Source organism: Streptomyces sp. PA03-1a (assembly GCF_033792805.1).
GTDB lineage: Bacteria > Actinomycetota > Actinomycetes > Streptomycetales > Streptomycetaceae > Actinacidiphila.
The window spans coordinates 1-20,064 of record NZ_JARAVO010000185.1; the positions used below are offsets into that span (position 1 = coordinate 1).

The window sequence follows — 20,064 nt, forward strand, 5'->3', positions numbered from 1 at the left end:
CCGGAGGGGGGCGGAGTGGGCATGTCGGGTTCTCCTTCACGGGTGTCTTCCCGCCCGGTCACCCCCTACCCGGGACGGCGCCGCGATCACGGCACCGGCGCCGATCAGGGCGTGGGTGTGGCGCCCGGGTGAGGCGGGTGAGGCGGGTGCGGTCGGTCGGATGGCGGCCGGTGGTGTCCGGCCGGCCCGGGCGGGTGTCCCGGTCGCGGGCACCGGCGGCGACCGGTGGGGCGGGCGGGACGCCCAGGCGTCGAGGGTCGGAGGCAGGTGCAGCAGGGGCGGGCTACACGGGGCGCAGCGTGAGCAGCACCGTGCCGGCGTCGACCTGGTCCCCCGGGGTGACCAGGACCGCGTCCACGACGCCGTCCACGGGGGCTTCGACCGGGGACTCCATCTTCATGGCCTCCAGCGCCAGCAGCCGCTGCCCGGCCCGTACCCGGTCACCCGGACGGACCGCGACCTGCCACACCGACGCCGGGAACTCCGCCTCGACCGCGCTGCCGCCCTCGGGCACCGTGACGCCCGCCGTGGCCGCGCCCGCCGCCGGGGACGCGGCCGCCTCCGCACGGGCGAACTCCCCGGCCGCCTCCCACGCGTCCCGCTCGGCGGCGAACGCGGCCGCCTGCCGGGCCCGGAAGGCGCCGATGGACGCGGCGTTGGCGTCGAGGAAGGCCTGGTGCTCGGCGAGGGCGAACTCGCCCTTCTCGACCCGCAGTTCCAGGCGCCCAGCGGCCATGTCGGCCCGCATCTCCAGCAGTTCGCCGGCCTCGACCGGGAACCACCTGATCCGGTCGAAGAACCGCAGCAGCCACGGCCGCCGCCCGGCCGTCGCGCCCCGCCCCCAGACCTGGACGGTGCGGCCCACGAACTGGTAGCCGCCGGGCCCCTCCATGCCGTACACGCACAGGTAGGCGCCGCCGATGCCGACGGAGTTCTCGGCGGTCCAGGTCCGCGCCGGGTTGTACTTCGTGGTCACCAGCCGGTGCCGTGGGTCGAGCGGGGTCGCGACGGGCGCGCCCAGGTAGACGTCACCGAGCCCCAGCACCAGGTACTCCGCGTCGAAGACGGTGCGCCGTACGTCCTCCACCGACTCCAGCCCGTTGACACGGCGGATGAACTCGATGTTCCAGGGGCACCAGGGCGCGTCGTCCCGCACCCCCGCCATGTAGCGGGCGACGGCCTCGCGCGTGGCGGGGTCGTCCCAGGACAGCGGCAGGTGGACGGTGCGGCTGGGCACCACCAGCCGCTCGGCGGGCGGCAGGTGCCCCTCCGCCTCGCGCACGCAGTCCAGCAGCTTGGCCGTGGACAGCACGTCCGGGTCGACGTGCACCTGGAGCGAGCGGATGCCCGGCGTGAGGTCGACGACCCCCGGCAGTCCGGCGGCGGCCAGGTGCTCCGCGAGGGCGTGGACGCGCATCCGCAGGGCGAGGTCGAGCTGCATCGGCCCGTACTCGACGAGCAGGTTGTCGTCGCCGCTGCGCCGGTAGGCCACCGACGGGCGGCCCTCGCCCTCCGGAAGGCGCCCGAGGACGCCGCCGTCGCCGAGCACGGGTCGCGAGGCGCGCGGCACGACGGCGGGGGAGCGCCGCAGGGCGGCCGCCGTGTCCTCGGTGACCGGCACGAACCGCACGGTGTCGCCGGGACGGAGCTGCCCCAGCTTCCAGCGCTGCCCGGTGACGACGGTCGCCGGGCACACGAAGCCGCCCAGCGAGGGCCCGTCGGGGCCGAGCAGCACGGGCATGTCGCCGGTGTAGTCGACGGCGCCGACCGCGTACGGGGTGTCGTGGATGTTGGAGGGGTGCAGCCCCGCCTCACCGCCGTCGGCGCGGGCCCAGCGCGGTTTGGGCCCGACCAGGCGGACGCCCGTGCGCGCGGAGTTGAAGTGCACCTTCCACTGCGCCGCGTAGAAGTCGCGGACGTCGTCCTCGGTGAAGAACTCGGGCGCGGCGTGCGGTCCTTCGACGGCGGCGACGTGCCACGCGGTGGTGAAGTCCGGTCGCCGGTCCACGGGCACGGGGGTGCCGCCGCAGGGCCCGCCCCCGTGGAGCACGTCCCCGGAGCGCAGCGCCCGGCCGCCGTGGCCGCCGAACCGCCCCAGGGTGAAGGTTGCCGCGCTGCCCAGGTACGCGGGGACGTCGAGCCCGCCGTCGCCGAACAGCACGTACGTCCGCAGCCCCGGGCCCTGCGGTGCCGGTACGTCCAGCTCGCCGCCGGCCGGTACGGTGACCGGCTCCCACTGCGGAACCGGCCTGCCGTCCACGGACACGGCGACGGGCGCGCCGGTGACGCAGACGGTCGTCGGGTGCGTGAAGCGCAGCCGCGGGCCGAGCAGGGTGCACTCCAGGCCGGGGGCGCCCTCGTCGTTGCCCAGCGCCTCGTTGCCGAGCCGGAAGGACAGGTCGTCCATGGGCCCGCAGGGCGGCACGCCGACGTGCCAGAGCCCGGTGCGGCCGGGCCAGTCCTGGACGGTGGTCAGCGTGCCCGGCCGCAGCACCTCGACGCGTGGCGTCGGGTCGGCGACGCCCTCCAGGGTCGCCGTGGTGTGCACGGCCGCGCGCAGCGCCGGCTCGGCGACGGCGGCGCGCAGCAGGCCGAGGTTGGTCTCGATGCCGCCCACCCGGGTCGCGGTGAGCGCACGGGCGAGCCGGTCGAGGGCGTCCACGCGGTCGGTGCCGTGGGCGATGACCTTGGCCAGCATCGGGTCGTACGCGGTGGTCACTTCGGTTCCGGTCTCGACCCAGGCGTCCACGCGGACGCCCTCGGGGAACGCGACCTCGGTCAGCACGCCCGCGCCGGGCCGGTGCCCGCGGCTGGGGTCCTCGGCGTAGACGCGGGCCTCCACGGCGTGGCCGCGCGGCGGGCCCGGCTCCGTGACCACGCCGGTGTCGCCCTGCGCGAGGCGCAGCATCCACGCGACGAGGTCGACGCCGTACACCTCCTCCGTCACCGGGTGCTCCACCTGCAGGCGCGTGTTGACCTCCAGGAAGTACGCCTCGTCGCGGGCGGCGTCGTACACGTACTCCACCGTCCCCGCCGAGCGGTAGCCGACGGAGGCGCACAGGTCGCGGGCGCTGCCGGCGAGGCGGCGGCGCACGGCGACCGGCAGACCGGGGGCGGGGGCCTCCTCCAGGACCTTCTGGTTGCGGCGCTGCAGGGAGCAGTCGCGGTCGCCGAAGTCGACGACGCGGCCGCGCCCGTCGCCGAAGACCTGCACCTCGACGTGGCGGGCCCGCTCCACCAGGCGTTCCAGGAACACGCCCGCGGAGGAGAAGGAGGCCGCGGCCACGCGCCGCACGCTCTCCCAGGCCTCGGTCAGCTCGGTGGCGGAGCGGCAGGCCCGCATGCCGATGCCGCCGCCTCCGCCGGTGGCCTTGAGCATCACCGGGTAGCCGAGGGCCCGCGCCGCCTCCAGGGCGGCGTCGAGGTCCGCCAGCAGCCCGGTGCCCGGCAGCAGGGGCACCCCGGCGGCCTCGGCGGCGGCGCGCGCGGTGTGCTTGGTGCCGAAGAGCGCCAGCTGCTCCGGCGTCGGCCCGACGAAGACCAGGCCGGCGGCCTCGCAGCGGCGCGCGAAGTCCGCGTCCTCGGAGAGGAACCCGTAGCCGGGGTGGACCGCCCCCGCCCCGGTGGCGCGGGCGGCGGCCAGGACGGCGTCGGCGTCCAGGTAGCTGGCCTTGGCCGGGGCCGGGCCGAGCCGTACGGCGTGGTCGGCGAGGCGCACGTGCGGGGCGGAGCGGTCGGGGTCGGAGAAGACGGCGACCGTGCGCAGGCCCATGCGCCGGGCGGTGCGGATGACGCGGACGGCGATCTCGCCGCGGTTGGCGACGAGGAGGGTGTCGAAGGCGGCGTGGCTCACGGCGTGGGTCATGCGCGGCCGCCGGAGACCGTCATCTCGACCGGGGTCGGGTCGAAGCCGTTGCAGGGGTTGTTGACCTGAGGGCAGTTGGAGACCAGGACGAGGACGTCGGTCTCGGCCCGCAGCACGATCCGGAGCCCTGGGGCGGAGATGCCGTCGACGATGCCGAGGGTGCCGTCGGGCTCGACGGGCACGTTCATGTACCAGTTGACGTTGCCCACCAGGTCGCGCTTGCCGAGGCCGTACCTGGCGCCCTCGGCGAGGAAGTTCTCCACGCAGGCGTGCTGCGACCAGGTGTGGTGGCCGTAGCGCAGGGTGTTGGACTCTTTGGAGCAGGCGCCGCCGATGGTGTCGTGGCGGCCGCAGGTGTCCTCCACGACGGTCATCAGCGGGGTGTGCTCGTTGGAGAGCAGCACGCTGCCGGTGGTCAGGAAGATGCCGCCCTGGGCCTGGAGGGTGTCCGGCGCGCTGTAGCGGACGGCCGTGTCGTGGGCGTCGTACACCAGGAAGTCCACGGCCTGGTTGCCGCCGAGGTCGGTGACGGTCAGGTGCTCCCCGGCGCGGACCACCGCGGACCAGGGCGCGCGGGCGGGGACGACGGTGGTCTCGCTGGTCACTGCAGCCCCCTGGCGGCGAGGTGGTCGGCGGTGTTGAGGAAGGCGCGGCGGCCCTCGGGAGTGGCGTCCCACAACGGGTCCCCGGGCGCGGTCGGCGTAGCGCGCCAGGCCAGCACCTCCAGGGGCGTGCAGACGTACTCCGGCCGCGGGTCCAGCGGGTGCGGCACGTTCGCGATCAGCACGGTCAGCGGCTGCTCGGCCCGCAGGGTGACGGACGCGCCGGGGCCCGCGGAGCCGGTGAACTCCAGCTTCCCGTCGGCGACGACGCGGACGCCCTGGAAGAAGGAGACCGACGGCGGCAGGTCGCGCGGCTCCAGGCCGTTCTTCAGCGCGGCCAGCTTCAGCAGCTCGCGGCCCGCGGGGGAGGGGCCGTGCGCCGAACCGTCCCCGTACAGCGCGGTGTTGCGGATGGCGGTCGAGGTGCCGCAGAGCGCGTCGTGGCGGCCGCCGGTGTCGGCCACGACCGAGGCGAGCACCCGGCCCTGGTCGGACAGGAGCAGGTGGCCCGCACCGAGGTAGGCGTTCCACAGCACCTTCACGGTGTCGGCGGTGTTGAGCCGCTCCCAGGGACGGTCGGCGACGTACAGCAGCAGGTGGGCGCAGGCGTCGCCCGTCAGGTCGGTGAGCCGCAGTTCGGTGCCGCGGGCCAGCACCTTGTGCGTGTAGGTGCCCCCCGCGACGGTCTCCGCCCAGACCAGGTCGCGCGGCTCGACACCGGGCGGCGGCCGCTCCGGCCAGTGCGCGGCGGGCAGCACGGGCATGGCGTCCACCCGCGTCCCCTCCTGCGCGCGGGCGTGGTCACGGGCTCCGTGAGGCGTCCCTGTCGACACGGCGATCCACCTCCAATTTCTGTCGTCCGACAGAAATTACGTGGCGGTGGATTCGGCGCCGTTGCCCGTGCGTTTCCCGGTGGTTACCGGGTGCTCACGCCCGCGCGGCGCGTGATCCCGGTGGCGCCGGACCGGAGCCCGGTGTGCCGGGGCGTCGCCCGGACGCCGGGCGGCACCGGTCACTTCGGGGCTCGCCGCGGGGCCGATCGGCTGTGCGAGGATCGAGGCGTGAGCACCACGGGACGGCGTGTCGGGCGGCCGCGCGCGCAGACGCGGCCGGACAGCGGCCTGACCGCCCGCGAGGAACTCCTCGCCGCCGCGGCCGAACTGTTCAGCACGCAGGGCTACGCGGCCACCACGACCCGCGCCGTCGCCGAGCGCGCCGGGATGCGGCAGGCCTCGATGTACCACTACTTCAGCGGCAAGGAGGACCTCCTCGCCGCGCTCCTGGAGGGCACCGTCCGCCCGTCCCTGGACCTCGCGCACTCGCTCGTCGCCCGCACGGACGCCCCTGCCGAGGCCCGGCTGTGGGCGCTGTGCCGGGCGGACGTCGCCCTGTTGTGCGGGGGGCCGCACAACCTCGGCGCGCTCTACCTGCTCCCCGAGGTCCGTGCCGAGCGCTTCGCCGGTTTCCGCGCCGTCCGGGACGAGTTGAAGGCCGTCTACGCCGCCCTGCTGGCCGCGACGGTGCCGGGCGCCGCGCTCGGCGCCGCCGATCTCGCGGTCCGCGCCGACCTCGTCTTCGGCCTCATCGAGGGCGTCATCCTCATCAGGCGAGACAACCCGATCCCCGACGGGCCGGCCTTCGCCTCCGCGACCGCCGACGCGGCGCTGCGCGTCGCCGGCTGCCCGGACGGCGGCCTGGCCGCCCTGCACCGCGAGGGCGAGGCCCTGCTGGCGGTGTGACGCGGCCCCTGCAGGTCAGTCCCCGGTCAGCCGGGCCGCCAGGGCGATCAGGTCGGCGACGCGCAGGACGCGGCCGGGCCAGCCCGGTACCGGCACGTGCAGGTGGGCCGTCCAGCGCTCGGGTACGGCCGCGAGGCCGTACACCGCGCCGGCGAGGGTCCCCGTGACGGCGGCGACGGTGTCGGTGTCGCCGCCCAGGTCGACCGCGGCGCGCAGCGCGGCCTCGAAGCCGCCGGTGGTCCGCACGGCCCAGACCGCGGAGCCGAGGCACGGCCAGACGGCGCCGTTGAACTCCGTGGCCAGGCCGGGGTGCCAACCGGGCGCGAGGACGGCGGCCCACCGCTCGTGGAAGGGCTCGGGGACCTGTGCCAGCGCGTCGGCCACGACCGCGGCGGCGACCGGGTCGCCGCCGTCGAGGGCCACGCGTACCAGGTCGTGGAGGATCGCGCTGCCCTCCCAGGCGGCGCGGTCGCCGTGGGTGAGGGCGGCGATCCTGCGTGCGGCGTCGAGGGAGGCCGCGCGTCCGTGCCCGGCGAAGTGGACGGCGGCGGGGGCGGCCCGCATCAGGGCGCCGTTGCCCGCCGCCCGGTGATGCGTCTGGAAGTGCACCGCCGCGGCCAGGTCCCAGGGGTCGCCGGAGGTCAGGACGGCCTCGGTCTGCAGGCCGATGTCCTTGGGGTCGGCGGCCGCCCACCGTACGAACCGCGCGAAGACGTCGGGGAGGTCGAGCGTGCCCGACTCCAGCAGGGAATCGGCCACGAGCACCGCCATCTGCGTGTCGTCGGTGGCCTCACCGGGGTCCCAGCCGCCGCCTCCGCACATCTCGTCACCCGCGCCCGGTGCGGGGAAGCGGGCGCTGAACGCGCCCGCCGGGCCGAACTCGAAGGGCGCGCCGAGCGCGTCGCCGACGGCCGATCCGACGATCGCGCCCGCAGCGCGCTCCTCACGGTGCGTCACTTGTCAGCGCCCGCGCGACTGCCATGCCTGGTGGTCCACGCCGACGGACGGCGCGCCGCGCCCGGTCGCCCTCCGCCACGCATGGCGGGCTCCGAGCCCGAGGCCGACGGGCAGGAGCACCGTGATGGGCAGTGAGGGCATGACGACCGGGGCGTGATTGCCCTCGGCGACGGCGACGACGACGGCGACGACGATGCCGAGCGCGGCGAGGGCCAGGACTGCGGCGGTCCAGTGCGCAGATTTCACGGCTGTACCGTACGCGTCCGCCACGGCAGACGGGGCATCGGGTCGGCCGCGGACGTGCTTGGGGCCGCGAGCGCCCGGCGCTCGGCGGGGGAGGCGCCTTGTCGGTTTGTCGACGAATAGTGAGCCGCCTCACCCCCACGCCCGACGGATGGTGACCATGGGCCGGTGAGCCGCAGACGGTCGAGCCGGGTTCGCCGTGAAGGCTGATCTCGGACGGCTGCCGGCCGAGGGTGCCTTCGCATGGCCGGTGGGACTGCTCCTGTCGGGGATGGCGCTGCTCGTGTCGGGCGCGATCCTCGCCGGACTGCTGGTGGCCGTCGCCGGCGTCGTGTGGCGTCTGCGGGAACGGGGCAGGGTGGAGGCCGCGAAGCGCGTGAACGAGGAGTGGCAGCGGAAGATGATCTGCCTCGTGTGCAAGAAGCCGTTCGTTCACGTGGCGTGGCCCGGGCGCGTGTTCACGTCCCCGGCAGCTGTTCCTGCTCGACGTCGAAGCGCCCGGTCCGCGGTGCCGCGCCGAGTCCGTGTTTGCGCCGGCAGCCGCGGCCCCGGCCCCACAGCCGGGCGTCGTGCGCGGTGAGGGGCCGGTGGCAGTCGGCGCAGAGGACGGTCGGGCGCTCCTGCGCCGGCTGCCCGTCGGGCGACAGGCCGGGAAGGGGTGACGGCTCGGGTGCGGGTACGGCCATACGGCCAGTGTGGCAGCGCCGACCCCCGGGCGCTGTCGGTGGCCGGTGCCACACCGGTGCCGCACGCCCCTCCCCGAGGTCGAGAGGGGGAGGGTCGTCGTGCCGCCGAACTGCCGTGGCTACCGGGTCGGTTCCGGGAGGGCCTCGGCGAGGCGGGCGTTCTCCGCCGAGCGCCCCGGACGCGCCCTCAGCAGCCGCCACGCGACCCCCGCACCCACGCTGCCCAGCAGGAACAGCACGGTGAACCACTGGAAGTACCAGTGGCCGCCGGCCGGGTCGTAGACCGCCGCCCGCGGCCAGGCGAGGTTGACCGTCATGGCCAGCCCGTAGAGCAGGGCCAGCGCGTTGACGGGCAGGCCCCAGCGGCCGAGGGAGAACAGCGGGCGGCCCCGCTCGTCCGTCCCGCCGGCGCCGAAGCGCTCGCCGCGCAGCCGGCGCAGCAGCATCGGGCCGGTGACCATCGCGTAGGCCAGGTACAGCATGGCGATGCAGGTGGTGCCGATGGCCAGGAAGGCGTCCGGGGACAGGAGGTTGAGCAGGCAGAGCGCGGCCGCCGCGACACCGACGACGAGCGCGGGCGCGACGGGCATGCCGGTACGGGGCGAGACCCGGGACAGGCGGGCGGAGAACGGGAGGACGCCGTCGCGGGCCATGGAGAAGAGCATGCGGGTGCCGGCGGTCTGGATGGCCAGCGTGGCCACGGCGATGGCGACGGTGACGTCGGCGAGCAGCGCCTTCCCGACGCCCGCGCCGAGGCTGCTGGTGAGGACGTAGCTCAGGCCCTCCGTCGCGAGCCGCCCGTCGGTGAGGCTGGGGGCGGCGAGCAGTCCGCCGAGGAGGAGCAGTCCGCCGAGGGCGCCGGCCGCGGCGAGGGCGGTGAGGATGGTGCGCGGGGCGGTGCGGCGCGGCGAGCGGGTCTCCTCGCTCATCTCGCCGGCGCTGTCGAAACCGATGAGGACGTACGCGGCGGTGAAGGAGCCGACGAGGAGCGCACCGACGGCGCCGCCCTGGCCGCCGGTGTGGAGGGTGACGCCGGGACCGCGTTCGGCGTGCGTGAACAGCAGGACGACGATGAGGCCCGCACCGATGATCTCCGCGGTGACGCCGACGCGGTTGACGGCCGACATGACCCGGTTGTCGAGCGTGTTGACCACGGTCGTGAGGGCCAGCAGCACCACGCCGAGCAGAGCCGCGTTGGCCGCCCCGGTCGCGGTGGTGGGCGCCGGATCGCCGCCGAGGACCTGGAAGCCCGGCCAGATCGCGGGCAGGACGACCTGCAGGGCGAGCGCGGCGGCCGCCACGACCACCACCTGGCCGATCACCATGATCCATCCGGCGAACCAGCCCCACGTCGGTGTGCTGAGCCGGGTCGACCACTGGTAGATCGCCCCGGACAGCGGGTAGCGGGCGGCGAGTTCGGCGAAGCAGGCGGCGACCAGCAGCTGCCCGGCGAGCACCGCGGGCCAGGTCCAGAAGAAGGCGGCACCGCCGGAGGAGAAGCCGAAGGCGAAGAACTGGAAGACCGTCGTCAGGACGGAGATGAAGGAGAAGCCCGCGGCGAAGGAGGCGTAGCGCCCCATGCTGCGGTGCAGTTCCTGGCGGTAGCCGAAGCCGGCGAGGGTGCCGTCGTCGGAGGCCGGCGGGGGCGGCGGGGGAGCGGAGGGCGCGGACGGTGCGGTGGTGGTCATGGCGGACCCCTGTCGCTGGATTCCTGTCGGGTGACAGAAATTAGGGGCGGTCCATTTCGCCCGCGTGTCACGTTCATGTCCGCGACGCTCCAAGGTGCTCACCGCCGTCGGGCCGGTGCGACCCTCCCCGCAATTCGCGATGTATCGCGCTTGTCAGGGTGGATGACTCGCGATATGTTCGGTCACGGATATACGGGTGCGAGTGAGGGAGGTGTTCGGGCATGGCCAAGCGCCGCAAGCTCGGCAACCCGCTGGCCCTCGCCGTCATGGCGACGCTCGGCGAACGCCCCATGCATCCGTACGAGATCGCCCAGGTGCTTCGGCAGCGGGGCAAGGAGCAGAGCATCAAGATCAATTACGGCTCGCTCTACACCGTCGTGCAGAACCTCGAGAAGCACGGCTTCGTGGAGGTCACCGGCGTGCAGCGGCAGGGCAACCGCCCCGAGCGCACGCTGTACGGGCTGACCGGGGCCGGCCGGGAGGAGCTGCACGACTGGCTCGCCGACCTGGTCGCCGTACCGGTGCGCGAGTACCCGGCCTTCGAGGCGGCGCTGTCGCTGCTGCTCGTGCTGCCCGCCGACGAGGTGGTCGACCTGCTCACCGAGCGGGTCGCGAAGCTGGAGGTGCAGGCGGCCGGCGTCCACGGCGTGCTCGCCAGGCTCCGGCACGACCTGCCGCGGATGTTCCTGATCGAGACCGAGTACCAGGTCCACATGCTCGAGGCCGAGGCGCAGTGGATCCGCGGCTTCCTCGGCGAACTCGAGAGGGGGACCATCTCCGGAGCCGCCGAGTGGCGGCGCTGGCATGAGACCGGCGAGATGCCCGAAGCCTGGACGGAGTCCGAGGAGGGGGCCGGGGAATCGGCCACCGCGCGGCACTCCTGGGAGGAGCTGGGGAGGCGGGCCGGCCCCGACGCGACACCGACATGAGGAACGCCCCCGGCGCTCGCTGCGGGAACAGCGCGCGCCGGGGGCGGTGACCCCGGACCGGACGGCTGCGGGAACAGTCGCCAGGCGATCGAGGTGCGGCACACCCAGGATAGCCCGGCAGTCCCCTCCGCCGATCGGTCCGGCCGTTCGTGGAAGGCCCGTTCACCAGGGCCACCGTGCGGCCCGTCACGGGCCCGCGAACCGACCGATCACCGGGCCGTGCAGGAGGCACGGCCCCCTTGGCAGGCGGAGGAATCTGTCATGAGCACACGCGCGCCCGCGATCGTGGCGCACGACCTCGTCAAGACCTATCCCGGAGACGTGCGCGCCCTCGACGGGATGGGCGTCACCGTGGAGACCGGCACCGTCTTCGGGCTGCTCGGCCCCAACGGCGCCGGGAAGTCCACCACGGTGAAGATCCTGACCACCCTGGCCCGTCCCGACTCCGGCACCGCCCTCGTCGCGGGTCACGACGCCCTGCGCCACCCCGACCGGGTGCGCCGGGCCATCGGTGTCGTCGCCCAGAGGTCGGGCGCCGACCCGGTCGCCACCGGCGCGGAGAACCTGCGGCTGCAGGGCCGGCTGTACGGGCTGCGCGGCGCCGCGCTCGACCGCCGCGTCGAGGAGCTCCTCACCCGCTTCGACCTGGCCGACGCCGCGGGGCGGCCGGTGAAGACCTACTCCGGCGGCATGCAGCGGCGCCTGGACGTCGCGCTCGGCCTGGTCCACCGCCCCGAGGTGCTGTTCCTCGACGAGCCGACCACCGGCCTCGACCCCGAGGCGCGCACCGCGATGTGGGAGGAGATCGCGCGCCTGGCGGGCGACGACGGCCTGACCATCCTGCTCACCACGCACTACCTGGAGGAGGCCGACCGGCTCGCCGAGCGCATCGCGATCGTCGACCGCGGCCGGGTCGTCGCCGAGGGCACCCCCGACGGGCTCAAGGGCGAACTGCGCGGCGACGCCGTGCACGTGGAACTGCGCGAGCCGGCCGGCCCGGTCGACGCCCACCTCCTGGAGACGGCGCTCGGCGAGTTCGCCGGCGTGCGCGAGGCCCGGCTGGACGGCCGCCGGCTCAGCGCCCGCGCCGACGACGGCGCCGCGGCCGTGCCGCACGTGCTCGCCGTCCTGGAGCGCGAGGGCGCCGCCGTCGCCTCCGTCACCGTCGCCCGGCCCTCGCTGGACGACGTGTACCTCCGCTACGCCGGGCGCCGGTTCGCCGACGCCGACACCGCCACCCCCGCGGCCGGGTCCGCGACCGTCCCCGCCGGAGGTGCCCGATGACCGTCGCGCTCACCCAGACCTGGTACATGACGCAGCGTCATCTCATGGCGTTCTGGCGCCAGCCCGCGTACCTGCTCATCACCCTGGTGCAGCCGGTGATCTGGCTCTTCCTGTTCGGCGCGCTCTTCCGCCGCGTGGTGGAGCTGCCCGGCTTCGGCGGCGGATCGTACCTGGACTACCTCGTCCCGGGCGTGGTCGTGATGAGCGCGCTGTCCTCCAGCATGTGGGCCGGCATGGGCACGCTGGAGGAGATCGAGCGCGGCACCCTCAACCGCTTCCTCACCACCCCGGTCAGCCGCGCCGCGCTCATCAACGGCAACGTCATCTCCCAGGGGCTCAGCACCGCCCTGCAGTCCGTCGTCATCGTCGCCCTCGGCAAGCTCGGCGGCGCCGACTACCCCGGCGGGGCCGCCGGGCTGCTGGTGCTCGTCGCGGCGTCGGTGCTGCTCGGCACGCTGGTCGGGGCGTTCTCCAACGCCATGGGCATGCTGGTACGGCAGCGCGAGAGCATCATCGGCATCAACACCTTCCTGCTGCTGCCGCTGACCTTCCTGTCCTCCGCCTTCATGGCGCCAGCGCTGATGCCGTCCTGGATGCGGCACCTCGCCGACGTCAACCCGATGAACTGGGCGCTCGTCGCGAGCCGTTCCGCGATGGCCGACAGCCCCGACTGGGGTGCGGTGCTCACCCGCGGCGGCGCGCTGCTGGTGGTGGCGGTCGCCGCGGTCGGGCTGTCGACCCGCACCTTCCGCTCGTACCAGAAGTCGGTCTGAGACCCGGCCGGTACCACGACCAGGCGTGACCCCACGGCGGGGTCACGCCTGGTGCGTACGCGACGTCAGGAAGCGAGCGCCCGCGGCGGCTCCTGCTCCTCCTCGATGCGGCGGTTCCACTCGGGCTTGGAGGCCTGCCAGCCGTCCTCGTCGTGGCCGGTGCGCCAGTACCCCGAGATCGACAGCCGCTCACGCGGCACGCCCAGTTCGACGCGCAGCAGACGACGCAGCTGCTTGACGAAGCCCGCCTCGCCATGGACGAAGGCCTGCACGTCACCCGGCGGGAACTCCAGCCCGGACACGACGTGGAGCAGGGCCTCGCCCACCGGCCGGGAGCCGCGGTGCACCCAGGTGACCTCGGCGTTGCCGGGCGTGGCGAGCTTCTGCTCCTCCTCCGGGCCGGAAACCTCGACGAACACCCGGGCGGGAGCGCCCTCGGGCAGCCGCTCCAGGGAGGCGGCGATCGCCGGCAGCGCGCTCTCGTCGCCCACGAGCAGATGCCAGTCGGCCGCGGAGCCGGGAACGTAGGCGCCGCCGGGGCCGAGGAAGAGCACCTCCTCGCCGGGCTGGACGCGCGCGGCCCACGGGCCGGCCAGGCCCTCGTCGCCGTGGTACACGAAGTCGACGGTCAGCTCGCGCGCCTCCGCGTTCCACCGGCGCACGGTGTACGTCCGGATGCGCGGCCACTGGTCGCGGGGGAACTCGGCGCGGATCCGCTGGATGTCGAACGGCTCGGGGTAGCGCACGCCCTCGACCGGGAACAGCAGCTTGATGTAGTGGTCGCTGTACTCGCCCACGGGGAATCCCGCCAGGCCCTCACCGCCGAGCACCACGCGGATCATGTGCGGGGTCAGCCGTTCCACGTGCTGCACCCGCGCGCGGTTGAGCTGCGGCTTCCTGCGCACCGGACGGTCTGCCATGAGCACACTCCTCGCACTAAGTTAGGCAAGCCTAACCCATCGGGCCGGTCCTGTGCAGCCCGGTCTCGGAAAGATCACGAGATCTTCGAACGCCGGTTCCGATCCGCCGTTCTCCGATTTTGATGGGACGGACGCGATCCGACGCTACCCGGGAGGCCGGCGCACATGGGTTCCGACACCGCCACCGCGATCACCGCAGGACCGCGCGGGGTGCCGCTGCTGGGGAACCTCCCGCAGTTCGCCAAGGACCCGCTCGCCTTCTTCACCGCGCTCCGCGAGTGCGGGTCCGGGCAGGTCACCTGGGCCATGGGCCGCACCCCCGCGCGCTTCCTCAATGATCCCGCGCTCATCGGGGAACTGCTCTCGGCCCGCGAGTCCACCTTCTCGCTGCCCGACCTCGGCTGGTCCTTCCGCTACCTGATGGGCGAGGGGGTCGTGGTGGCCAAGGGCGCCGACTGGCGCCGCAAGCGCTCCCTCGTCCAGCCCTCGGTACGGCCCAAGCAGGTGCGCGCGTACGCGGCGACCATGGCCGACTGCGCACGGGAGGTCGCCGACCGCTGGAACGGGGGCGAACGGATCGACGTACGCCGCGAGATGACCGGGCTGACCCAGCGCATCGCCGTACGGACCGTGTTCGGCACGGACGCCGCCGTCCGCGAGGAGGTCATCGGCCGCTGCATGGACGCCGCCCAGCAGCAGATGGGCGCCGAGTTCCGCGGACTGGGCGCGATGCTGCCCGACTGGGTCCGCACCCCGGGGCGGATCCGCTTCAAGACCGCCGTCGACACCCTCGACGCCGAGGTCGCCCGGATCGTCGCCGTCCGCCGTGAGGCCGGCGGCGAACGCGACGACCTGCTCAGCCGGTTGCTGGCCGCCGTCGACGAACACGGTGTCCGGCTCACCGACAGGGAGATCAGGGACGAGACCGTCACCCTCTACAACGCGGGCCACGAGACCACCGCCACCACCTTGACCTGGGCCTGGCACCTGCTGTCCCGCAACCCTCAGGCGCGTGAGGCGCTCACCGAGGAACTGGAGCGGGTGCTCGGCGGCCGCACCCCGGGCTTCGACGACTACGCGGAACTGCGCTGGACCGAGGCCGTCGTGAAGGAGACCCTGCGCGTGCGCCCCACGGTCTGGCTCAACCTGGCCGTCGCCGAGGAGGGCGCCGCCCTGGGCGGTGAGCCCGTCCCGGCGGGCACCCAGGTCTGGATCAGCCCCTGGGCCACCCACCGTGACCCGCGCTGGTGGCCGGAGCCCGAGGAGTTCCGCCCGGAGCGCTGGCTCGACGGGGCGCCCGACCCGGTCACCGACCACACCTGGTTCCCCTTCGGCGGGGGCACCCGGGCCTGCCTCGGGGCGCGCTTCGCGATGGTCGAGGCGGTGATCGTGCTGGCCACCCTCGGCAGCCGCTTCCACCTGGACACCGGCGACGAGGAGATCCGCCCCACCGTCGGCCTCACCCTCCAGCCCGACCGGGACGTCCTCGCCGTCACCCGGCCCGTTCCGGCCCCAGCACGCTGAGCAGCCGCTGCAGCGAGCCGCCCAGCCCCCAGCGCTCGGCCAGCGCGGCCAGCTCCTGGGGCCGGTGCGGCTCCCGCGGCAGCTGCGGGGTGAACTCCGGCAGCGGCACGTCGGAGGCCACCCGCACCACCTTGGGCGCGACGGCCACGTAGTCCCCCGCCTCCTGCAGCCGCTTGCGCTGCGCCGGGGTGACCTTCGAGGCGGGGTCGTGGGCGGCGGCCATGATCCCGGCCAGGTCGCCGTACGCCTCCAGCAGCTTCGCCGCCGTCTTCTCGCCGATGCCCGGCACGCCCGGCAGGCCGTCGCTCGGGTCGCCGCGCAGCAGCGCCAGGTCCGCGTAACCGGGACCGTCCACGCCGTACTTGGCGCGCAGCCAGGCCTCGTCCACCACGTCCAGCGAGCCGACGCCCTTGACCGGGTACAGCACCCGCACCCCGCGCGCGTCGTCCACCAGCTGGAACAGGTCGCGGTCACCCGTCACGATGTCCACCGGGCCGGGTGCCCGGCCCGTCAGGGTGCCGATCACGTCGTCCGCCTCGTAGCCGGCGACACCCGCCCGGGCGATGCCCAGCGCGTCCAGCACCGCCTCGATCACCGGGACCTGCGGCGACAGGGTGTCCGGGACCTCCTCGACGTCCGAGCCGCCGGGGACCTCCTCGGCGACGCGGTGCGCCTTGTACGAGGGGATCAGGTCCACCCGCCACTGCGGCCGCCAGTCCGCGTCCATGCAGGCCACCAGGTCGTCGGGGGAGTGGTCGGCGACCAGGCGGGCGATGAAGTCCAGCAGCCCGCGCACGGCGTTGACCGGCGTGCCGTCCGGCGCGCGCACCGAGTCGGGCACGCCGAAGTACGCGCGGAAGTAGAGGCTGGCGGTGTCCAGGAGCATCAGGCGTCGAGTCACACGCCGATGATGCCGCACGCCGCCGACACCGTGACCTCCGTCACGGAACGGTTTGCTCCGCTTGGGTCGGGGCAGCCGCCGTCCCGGAGCGGGACAGGAGCGCTCCGCGACCTGCGTGCGGGGGCAGCCGGTCGTCCTCCCTACGACACGTGAGGTGTATGTGTACAGGCTGCAGGCAGAGCATCTGTACAAGGTGTTCGGTGCCGACCCCGAGGACGGCGTGCGCCGTCTGGAGGCCGGAGCCGGACGCGACGAACTGCGCGGGAGCGGTACGACCGCCGCGGTGATCGACGCGAGCTTCGACGTCCGCGAGGGCGAGATCTTCGTCGTCATGGGCCTGTCCGGATCGGGCAAGTCCACGCTGCTGCGCACGCTCAACGGGCTGAATCCCCCCACCGCGGGGCGGGTGCTCTTCGACGGCCGGGACCTCACCGCACTCAGCGCCCGCGAACTGCGCCGCGTGCGCTCGCACGGCATCAGCATGGTCTTCCAGCACTTCGCGCTCTTCCCGCACCGCAGCGTGCTCCAGAACGCCGCGTACGGCCTTGAGGTGCAGGGCGTGGGCCGCAAGGAACGCGAGGAGCGCGCCGCGCGGGCCCTGGAACTCACCGGCCTGTCCGGCTGGGGCGACTCCTGGCCCGACGAGCTGTCCGGCGGCATGCAGCAGCGCGTGGGCCTGGCCCGCGCCCTGGCCACCGACGCCGACGTGCTCCTCATGGACGAGTCCTTCAGCGCCCTGGACCCGCTGATCCGCCGTGACATGCAGGACCAGCTGATCGAGCTGCAGCGCAGCCTGAAGAAGACCATCGTCTTCATCACCCACGACCTCAACGAGGCCATGCGCCTCGGCGACCGCGTCGCCGTCATGCGCGACGGGCGCATCGTCCAGATCGGTTCCCCCGAGGACATCCTGCTGCGCCCCGCCGACGAGTACGTCAGTTCCTTCGTGCACGACGTCGACCGCTCCCGCGTGCTGACCGCCGGCACCGTCATGGAGCCTCCGCACCGCCCCGACGCGGGCGACTGCCGCTGCGAGACGGTCACCCCGCGCACCGCGCTGGCCGACGTCCTGCCGGTCAGCGCGCGGGTCCCGCACCCCGTGGCCGTCCGCGACGAGGCCGGCGACGTGGTCGGCGTGATCGCCAAGGACCGGCTGCTGGCCGCGCTCGGCGACCACGACGGACCGGTGACGCCGTGCACCGACGACACGGCGCAGGCGGCCGTCCCGCACGCCGAGGCCGCCGGGCCGCAGAACGCCGCGCCCAGGGTGCCGGGCCGGCCGCGGAAGGAGGCGGCGCGTGCCTAGGCTGCCCCTCGGCGACTGGACCGACAGCGCCGTCACCTACCTGCGCGACCACTTCGGTCCGCTCTTCGACCTCATCAGCGCCGTCGTCTCCGGCATGTACGACGGCCTGGACGCCGTCCTGCAGGCCCCCGCACCGCTGCTGCTCGCCGGCATCCTCGCGGTCCTCGCGCTGTGGCTGCGCGGTCTGACCGCGGGCGTGCTCTCCTTCGCGGGCCTGGCAGTCGTCGTCTCCGTTCAGCAGTGGGACGAGGCCATGGACACCCTGTCCCTGGTGCTGGTCGCCACCGTGATCACCATCGTGCTCGCCGTGCCGCTCGGCATCTGGTCGGCGCGCAACCGCACCGTCTCCGCCGCCCTGCGCCCGGTGCTGGACTTCATGCAGACGATGCCCGCCTTCGTCTACCTGATCCCCGGCATCTTCTTCTTCGGCGTCGGCCAGGTGCCCGGCATCATCGCCACCATCGTCTTCTCCCTGCCGCCGGGCGTGCGCATGACCGAGCTCGGCATCCGGCAGGTCGACGGCGAGCTCGTCGAGGCCGCGGAGGCCTTCGGCACCGCTCCGCGCAGCACGCTGCTGCGGGTGCAGCTGCCGCTTGCGCTCCCCACGATCATGGCGGGCGTCAACCAGGTGATCATGCTGGCGCTGTCCATGGTCGTCATCTCCGGCATGGTCGGCGGCGGCGGTCTGGGCGCCTCGGTCTTCACCGCCATCAGCCAGGTCGACATCGGCCTCGGCTTCGAGGCGGGCCTGTCCGTGGTCATCCTCGCCATGTACCTGGACCGCGTCACCGGCGCCCTCGGCACCCGGGTCTCCCCGCTGGGCCGGCGCGCGATGGCCGCGGCCGCCTCCCCGCGCGGCCTGCAGCTGTGGAAGTACCGCCCGCAGACCTCCGTCGCCGTCGTCGGCATCGTCGCCCTCGCCCTGGTCGCCGGCGGGGTGAACGTCTTCGGCGCCGCCGACGAGGGGACCGCCGTCCCCGAGGCCGACGACGTCGGCAAGGGCCGTCAGGTCGACATCGGCTACATCCCCTGGGACGAGGGCGTCGCCTCCACCTATCTGTGGAAGGAGCTGCTGGAACGCCGCGGGTACGAGCCGAAGGTCACCCAGTACGACGTCGGCGCCCTGTACACCGGCATGTCCGCGGGGCGGGTCGACTTCGAGACCGACTCCTGGCTGCCCGTGACGCACCGGTCGTACTGGGAGAAGTACAAGAACGAGCTGGACGACTACGGCTCCTGGTACGGCCCCACCTCGCTCGAACTGACGGTGCCGTCCTACGTCAAGGGCATCGACTCGCTGGCCGACCTCAAGGGCAAGGGCAAGCAGTTCGGCGGCCGGATCATCGGCATCGAGCCGGGCGCCGGGATGATGAAGATGCTCAACGACACCGTCCTGGACCGGTACGGCCTGGAGGGCGAGTACGAGGTCACCACCGGCTCGACCGCCAGCATGCTCGCCCAGCTCGACCGCTCCATCAAGGCGAAGGAGCCCGTCGTGGTCACCCTGTGGTCCCCGCACTGGGCCTACGACGAGCACAGCCTGAAGAAGCTGAAGGACCCGCTCGGCGCCTGGGGCAAGGGCGACGGCATCCACACCCTCGCCCGAGGCGGCTTCGCCGGCGAGGAGCCGAAGGTCGCGAAGTGGCTCCAGGACTTCAAGCTGAGCGAGAAGGAGCTGACCGGGCTGGAGGGCGCCGTCCACAAGGCCGGCCAGGGCCACGAGCAGGACGGCGTCCGCGACTGGCTCGACGCCCACCCCGGTCTCACGGAGCGGCTCGCCCCCGTCGGCTGACCGGACCCCGACCCCGGACGGCGCGGCACCCGGCACTTCCCCTCCTTCGTGCCGGAGCCGCGCCGTCCGGCCCTCCCCGTCCCGCGGGGATGGATACGGTGGGGGACATGACCCGTCGCGACTCCGGCCCCGCACGGCGTGTGGTCTCCCTCGTCCCCTCGCTCACCGAGGCGGTGGCGACCACGGCGCCCGCCCTGCTCGTGGGCGCGACCGACTGGTGCAACCAGCCGGCCGACCTGCGCGTCACGCGGGTACGGGGCACGAAGAATCCCGACATCGCGGAGATCGTGCGGCTCGCTCCCGACCTGGTGATCGCCAACGAGGAGGAGAACCGCGAGCCCGACCTCGCGGCGCTGCGCGCGGCGGGGCTGACGGTGCTGGTCACGGAGGTGCGCAGCCTTCCGCAGGCCTTCCGGGAACTGCACCGCGTCGTCGTCGAGGCCTGCGGCCTGCCGCGCCCGGCCTGGCTCGACGCCGCGGAGAAGACCTGGGCGTCGCTGCAGCCCGCGGCCCACCCCCGCAGGGCCGTCGTGCCCGTCTGGCGCCGGCCGTGGATGGTGCTCGGCCGGGACACCTTCGCCGGCGACCTGCTGGCCCGGCTGGGCGTCGAGAACGTTTACGGGACCCACCAGGAGCGGTATCCGCGGGTGCCGGTCGACGAGCTCACCGGCAGCGGGGCGGACCTCGTCGTGCTCCCGGACGAGCCGTACCGGTTCACCGCGGACGACGGGCCCGAGGCGTTCCCGGACATACCCGCGGCCCTGGTCAGCGGCCGTCACCTCACCTGGTACGGCCCGTCCCTGGCCGAGGCGCCGGCCGTGCTCGCCGCCGCCCTCGCCCCGCCGGCCCCCGCCG

17 protein-coding genes are annotated in these 20,064 nt (G+C 74.1%); 8 read left to right on the forward strand and 9 right to left on the reverse strand.

Features of this window, described 5'->3' with window-relative positions; all coding sequences use genetic code 11:
- Positions 1–283: 283 nt before the first annotated feature.
- From uca to PV341_RS32460, 3 genes are read right to left on the reverse strand one after another with little or no spacing between them, the layout of a single operon-like run.
- On the reverse strand, positions 284–3,865 hold the full coding sequence (gene uca, locus PV341_RS32450) for an urea carboxylase (RefSeq protein WP_500359710.1): 3,582 nt from the start codon (positions 3,863–3,865) through the stop codon (positions 284–286).
- Entirely contained in the window at positions 3,862–4,470 is a 609-nt protein-coding gene (locus PV341_RS32455) for an urea amidolyase associated protein UAAP2 (protein WP_500330641.1), read from the reverse strand. Before PV341_RS32455 ends, uca begins: the two co-directional genes overlap by 4 nt.
- Positions 4,467–5,231, reverse strand: coding sequence for an urea amidolyase associated protein UAAP1 (locus PV341_RS32460; protein WP_500359715.1), 765 nt, complete (start codon positions 5,229–5,231; stop codon positions 4,467–4,469). The genes PV341_RS32455 and PV341_RS32460 overlap by 4 nt, the downstream gene beginning before the upstream one ends.
- A gap of 297 nt (positions 5,232–5,528) precedes the next feature.
- Here PV341_RS32460 and PV341_RS32465 point away from each other — a divergent pair, with 297 nt between their 5' ends.
- Complete coding sequence (locus tag PV341_RS32465) at positions 5,529–6,206, forward strand: TetR/AcrR family transcriptional regulator (protein WP_500330639.1); 678 nt, start codon at positions 5,529–5,531, stop codon at positions 6,204–6,206.
- 15 nt (positions 6,207–6,221) lie between these two features.
- Here the strand turns inward: PV341_RS32465 and PV341_RS32470 are convergent, their stop codons facing one another.
- From PV341_RS32470 to PV341_RS32485, 4 genes are all read right to left on the reverse strand, one after another.
- On the reverse strand, positions 6,222–7,163 hold the full coding sequence (locus PV341_RS32470; protein ID WP_500330637.1) for an ADP-ribosylglycohydrolase family protein: 942 nt from the start codon (positions 7,161–7,163) through the stop codon (positions 6,222–6,224).
- Positions 7,164–7,166: 3 nt separating this feature from the next.
- A complete protein-coding gene (locus PV341_RS32475) occupies positions 7,167–7,409 on the reverse strand; it encodes a hypothetical protein (protein ID WP_500330635.1) in 243 nt (80 codons plus the stop codon).
- A 455-nt stretch (positions 7,410–7,864) separates the two neighbouring features.
- A complete protein-coding gene (locus PV341_RS32480) occupies positions 7,865–8,092 on the reverse strand; it encodes a DUF6011 domain-containing protein (RefSeq protein ID WP_500330634.1) in 228 nt (75 codons plus the stop codon).
- Between the two features lie 119 nt (positions 8,093–8,211).
- Positions 8,212–9,780, reverse strand: coding sequence for an amino acid permease (locus PV341_RS32485; RefSeq protein ID WP_500359711.1), 1,569 nt, complete (start codon positions 9,778–9,780; stop codon positions 8,212–8,214).
- A 221-nt stretch (positions 9,781–10,001) separates the two neighbouring features.
- Between PV341_RS32485 and PV341_RS32490 the strand changes: the two genes are divergently transcribed.
- The 3 genes from PV341_RS32490 (at position 10,002) to PV341_RS32500 (ending at position 12,766) form a co-directional block, all read left to right on the forward strand.
- Positions 10,002–10,709 (forward strand): PadR family transcriptional regulator, encoded by a 708-nt coding sequence (locus tag PV341_RS32490; RefSeq protein ID WP_500330631.1) that lies wholly within the window; start codon positions 10,002–10,004, stop codon positions 10,707–10,709.
- 261 nt (positions 10,710–10,970) lie between these two features.
- Positions 10,971–11,993 (forward strand): ATP-binding cassette domain-containing protein, encoded by a 1,023-nt coding sequence (locus tag PV341_RS32495; protein WP_500359712.1) that lies wholly within the window; start codon positions 10,971–10,973, stop codon positions 11,991–11,993.
- Positions 11,990–12,766, forward strand: a complete 777-nt coding sequence (locus PV341_RS32500) for an ABC transporter permease (protein ID WP_500359713.1) — start codon at positions 11,990–11,992, stop codon at positions 12,764–12,766. The genes PV341_RS32495 and PV341_RS32500 overlap by 4 nt, the downstream gene beginning before the upstream one ends.
- A gap of 65 nt (positions 12,767–12,831) precedes the next feature.
- On the opposite strand, the gene PV341_RS32505 is transcribed toward PV341_RS32500, so the two are convergent.
- Entirely contained in the window at positions 12,832–13,686 is an 855-nt protein-coding gene (locus PV341_RS32505) for a siderophore-interacting protein (RefSeq protein ID WP_500330625.1), read from the reverse strand.
- Positions 13,687–13,851: 165 nt separating this feature from the next.
- Here PV341_RS32505 and PV341_RS32510 point away from each other — a divergent pair, with 165 nt between their 5' ends.
- Positions 13,852–15,210, forward strand: coding sequence for a cytochrome P450 (locus PV341_RS32510; protein ID WP_500330624.1), 1,359 nt, complete (start codon positions 13,852–13,854; stop codon positions 15,208–15,210).
- On the opposite strand, the gene PV341_RS32515 is transcribed toward PV341_RS32510, so the two are convergent.
- Positions 15,179–16,096 (reverse strand): 5'-3' exonuclease, encoded by a 918-nt coding sequence (locus PV341_RS32515; protein ID WP_500359716.1) that lies wholly within the window; start codon positions 16,094–16,096, stop codon positions 15,179–15,181. The two genes, PV341_RS32510 and PV341_RS32515, sit on opposite strands and share 32 nt — an antisense overlap.
- A gap of 175 nt (positions 16,097–16,271) precedes the next feature.
- On the opposite strand from PV341_RS32515, the gene PV341_RS32520 reads away from it, so the two are divergent.
- From PV341_RS32520 to PV341_RS32530, 3 genes are all read left to right on the forward strand, one after another.
- Positions 16,272–17,417 carry a quaternary amine ABC transporter ATP-binding protein gene (locus PV341_RS32520; RefSeq protein ID WP_500359717.1) on the forward strand — a complete coding sequence of 382 codons (1,146 nt, stop codon included), beginning with the start codon at positions 16,272–16,274 and terminating at the stop codon, positions 17,415–17,417.
- The gene (locus PV341_RS32525; RefSeq protein ID WP_499510903.1) at positions 17,410–19,209 is read left to right on the forward strand and encodes an ABC transporter permease/substrate binding protein; all 1,800 of its coding nucleotides are present in this window, start codon (positions 17,410–17,412) and stop codon (positions 19,207–19,209) included. The genes PV341_RS32520 and PV341_RS32525 overlap by 8 nt, the downstream gene beginning before the upstream one ends.
- A 107-nt stretch (positions 19,210–19,316) precedes the next feature.
- Positions 19,317–20,064, forward strand: a 748-nt coding sequence (locus PV341_RS32530) for a helical backbone metal receptor (RefSeq protein ID WP_500359714.1), incomplete at its 3' end; no start/stop codon positions are given.

Bases quoted from the DNA above. Each gene is read 5' to 3' on its own strand.
- PV341_RS32480 (WP_500330634.1), bottom strand. From the start codon at position 8,092: ATGGCCGTACCCGCACCCGAGCCGTCACCCCTTCCCGGCCTGTCGCCC.
- PV341_RS32510 (WP_500330624.1), top strand. From the start codon at position 13,852: ATGGGTTCCGACACCGCCACCGCGATCACCGCAGGACCGCGCGGGGTG.
- PV341_RS32505 (WP_500330625.1), bottom strand. From the start codon at position 13,686: ATGGCAGACCGTCCGGTGCGCAGGAAGCCGCAGCTCAACCGCGCGCGG.
- uca (WP_500359710.1), bottom strand. From the start codon at position 3,865: ATGACCCACGCCGTGAGCCACGCCGCCTTCGACACCCTCCTCGTCGCC.
- PV341_RS32500 (WP_500359713.1), top strand. From the start codon at position 11,990: ATGACCGTCGCGCTCACCCAGACCTGGTACATGACGCAGCGTCATCTC.
- PV341_RS32460 (WP_500359715.1), bottom strand. From the start codon at position 5,231: ATGCCCGTGCTGCCCGCCGCGCACTGGCCGGAGCGGCCGCCGCCCGGT.
- PV341_RS32495 (WP_500359712.1), top strand. From the start codon at position 10,971: ATGAGCACACGCGCGCCCGCGATCGTGGCGCACGACCTCGTCAAGACC.
- PV341_RS32490 (WP_500330631.1), top strand. From the start codon at position 10,002: ATGGCCAAGCGCCGCAAGCTCGGCAACCCGCTGGCCCTCGCCGTCATG.
- PV341_RS32485 (WP_500359711.1), bottom strand. From the start codon at position 9,780: ATGACCACCACCGCACCGTCCGCGCCCTCCGCTCCCCCGCCGCCCCCG.
- PV341_RS32515 (WP_500359716.1), bottom strand. From the start codon at position 16,096: ATGCTCCTGGACACCGCCAGCCTCTACTTCCGCGCGTACTTCGGCGTG.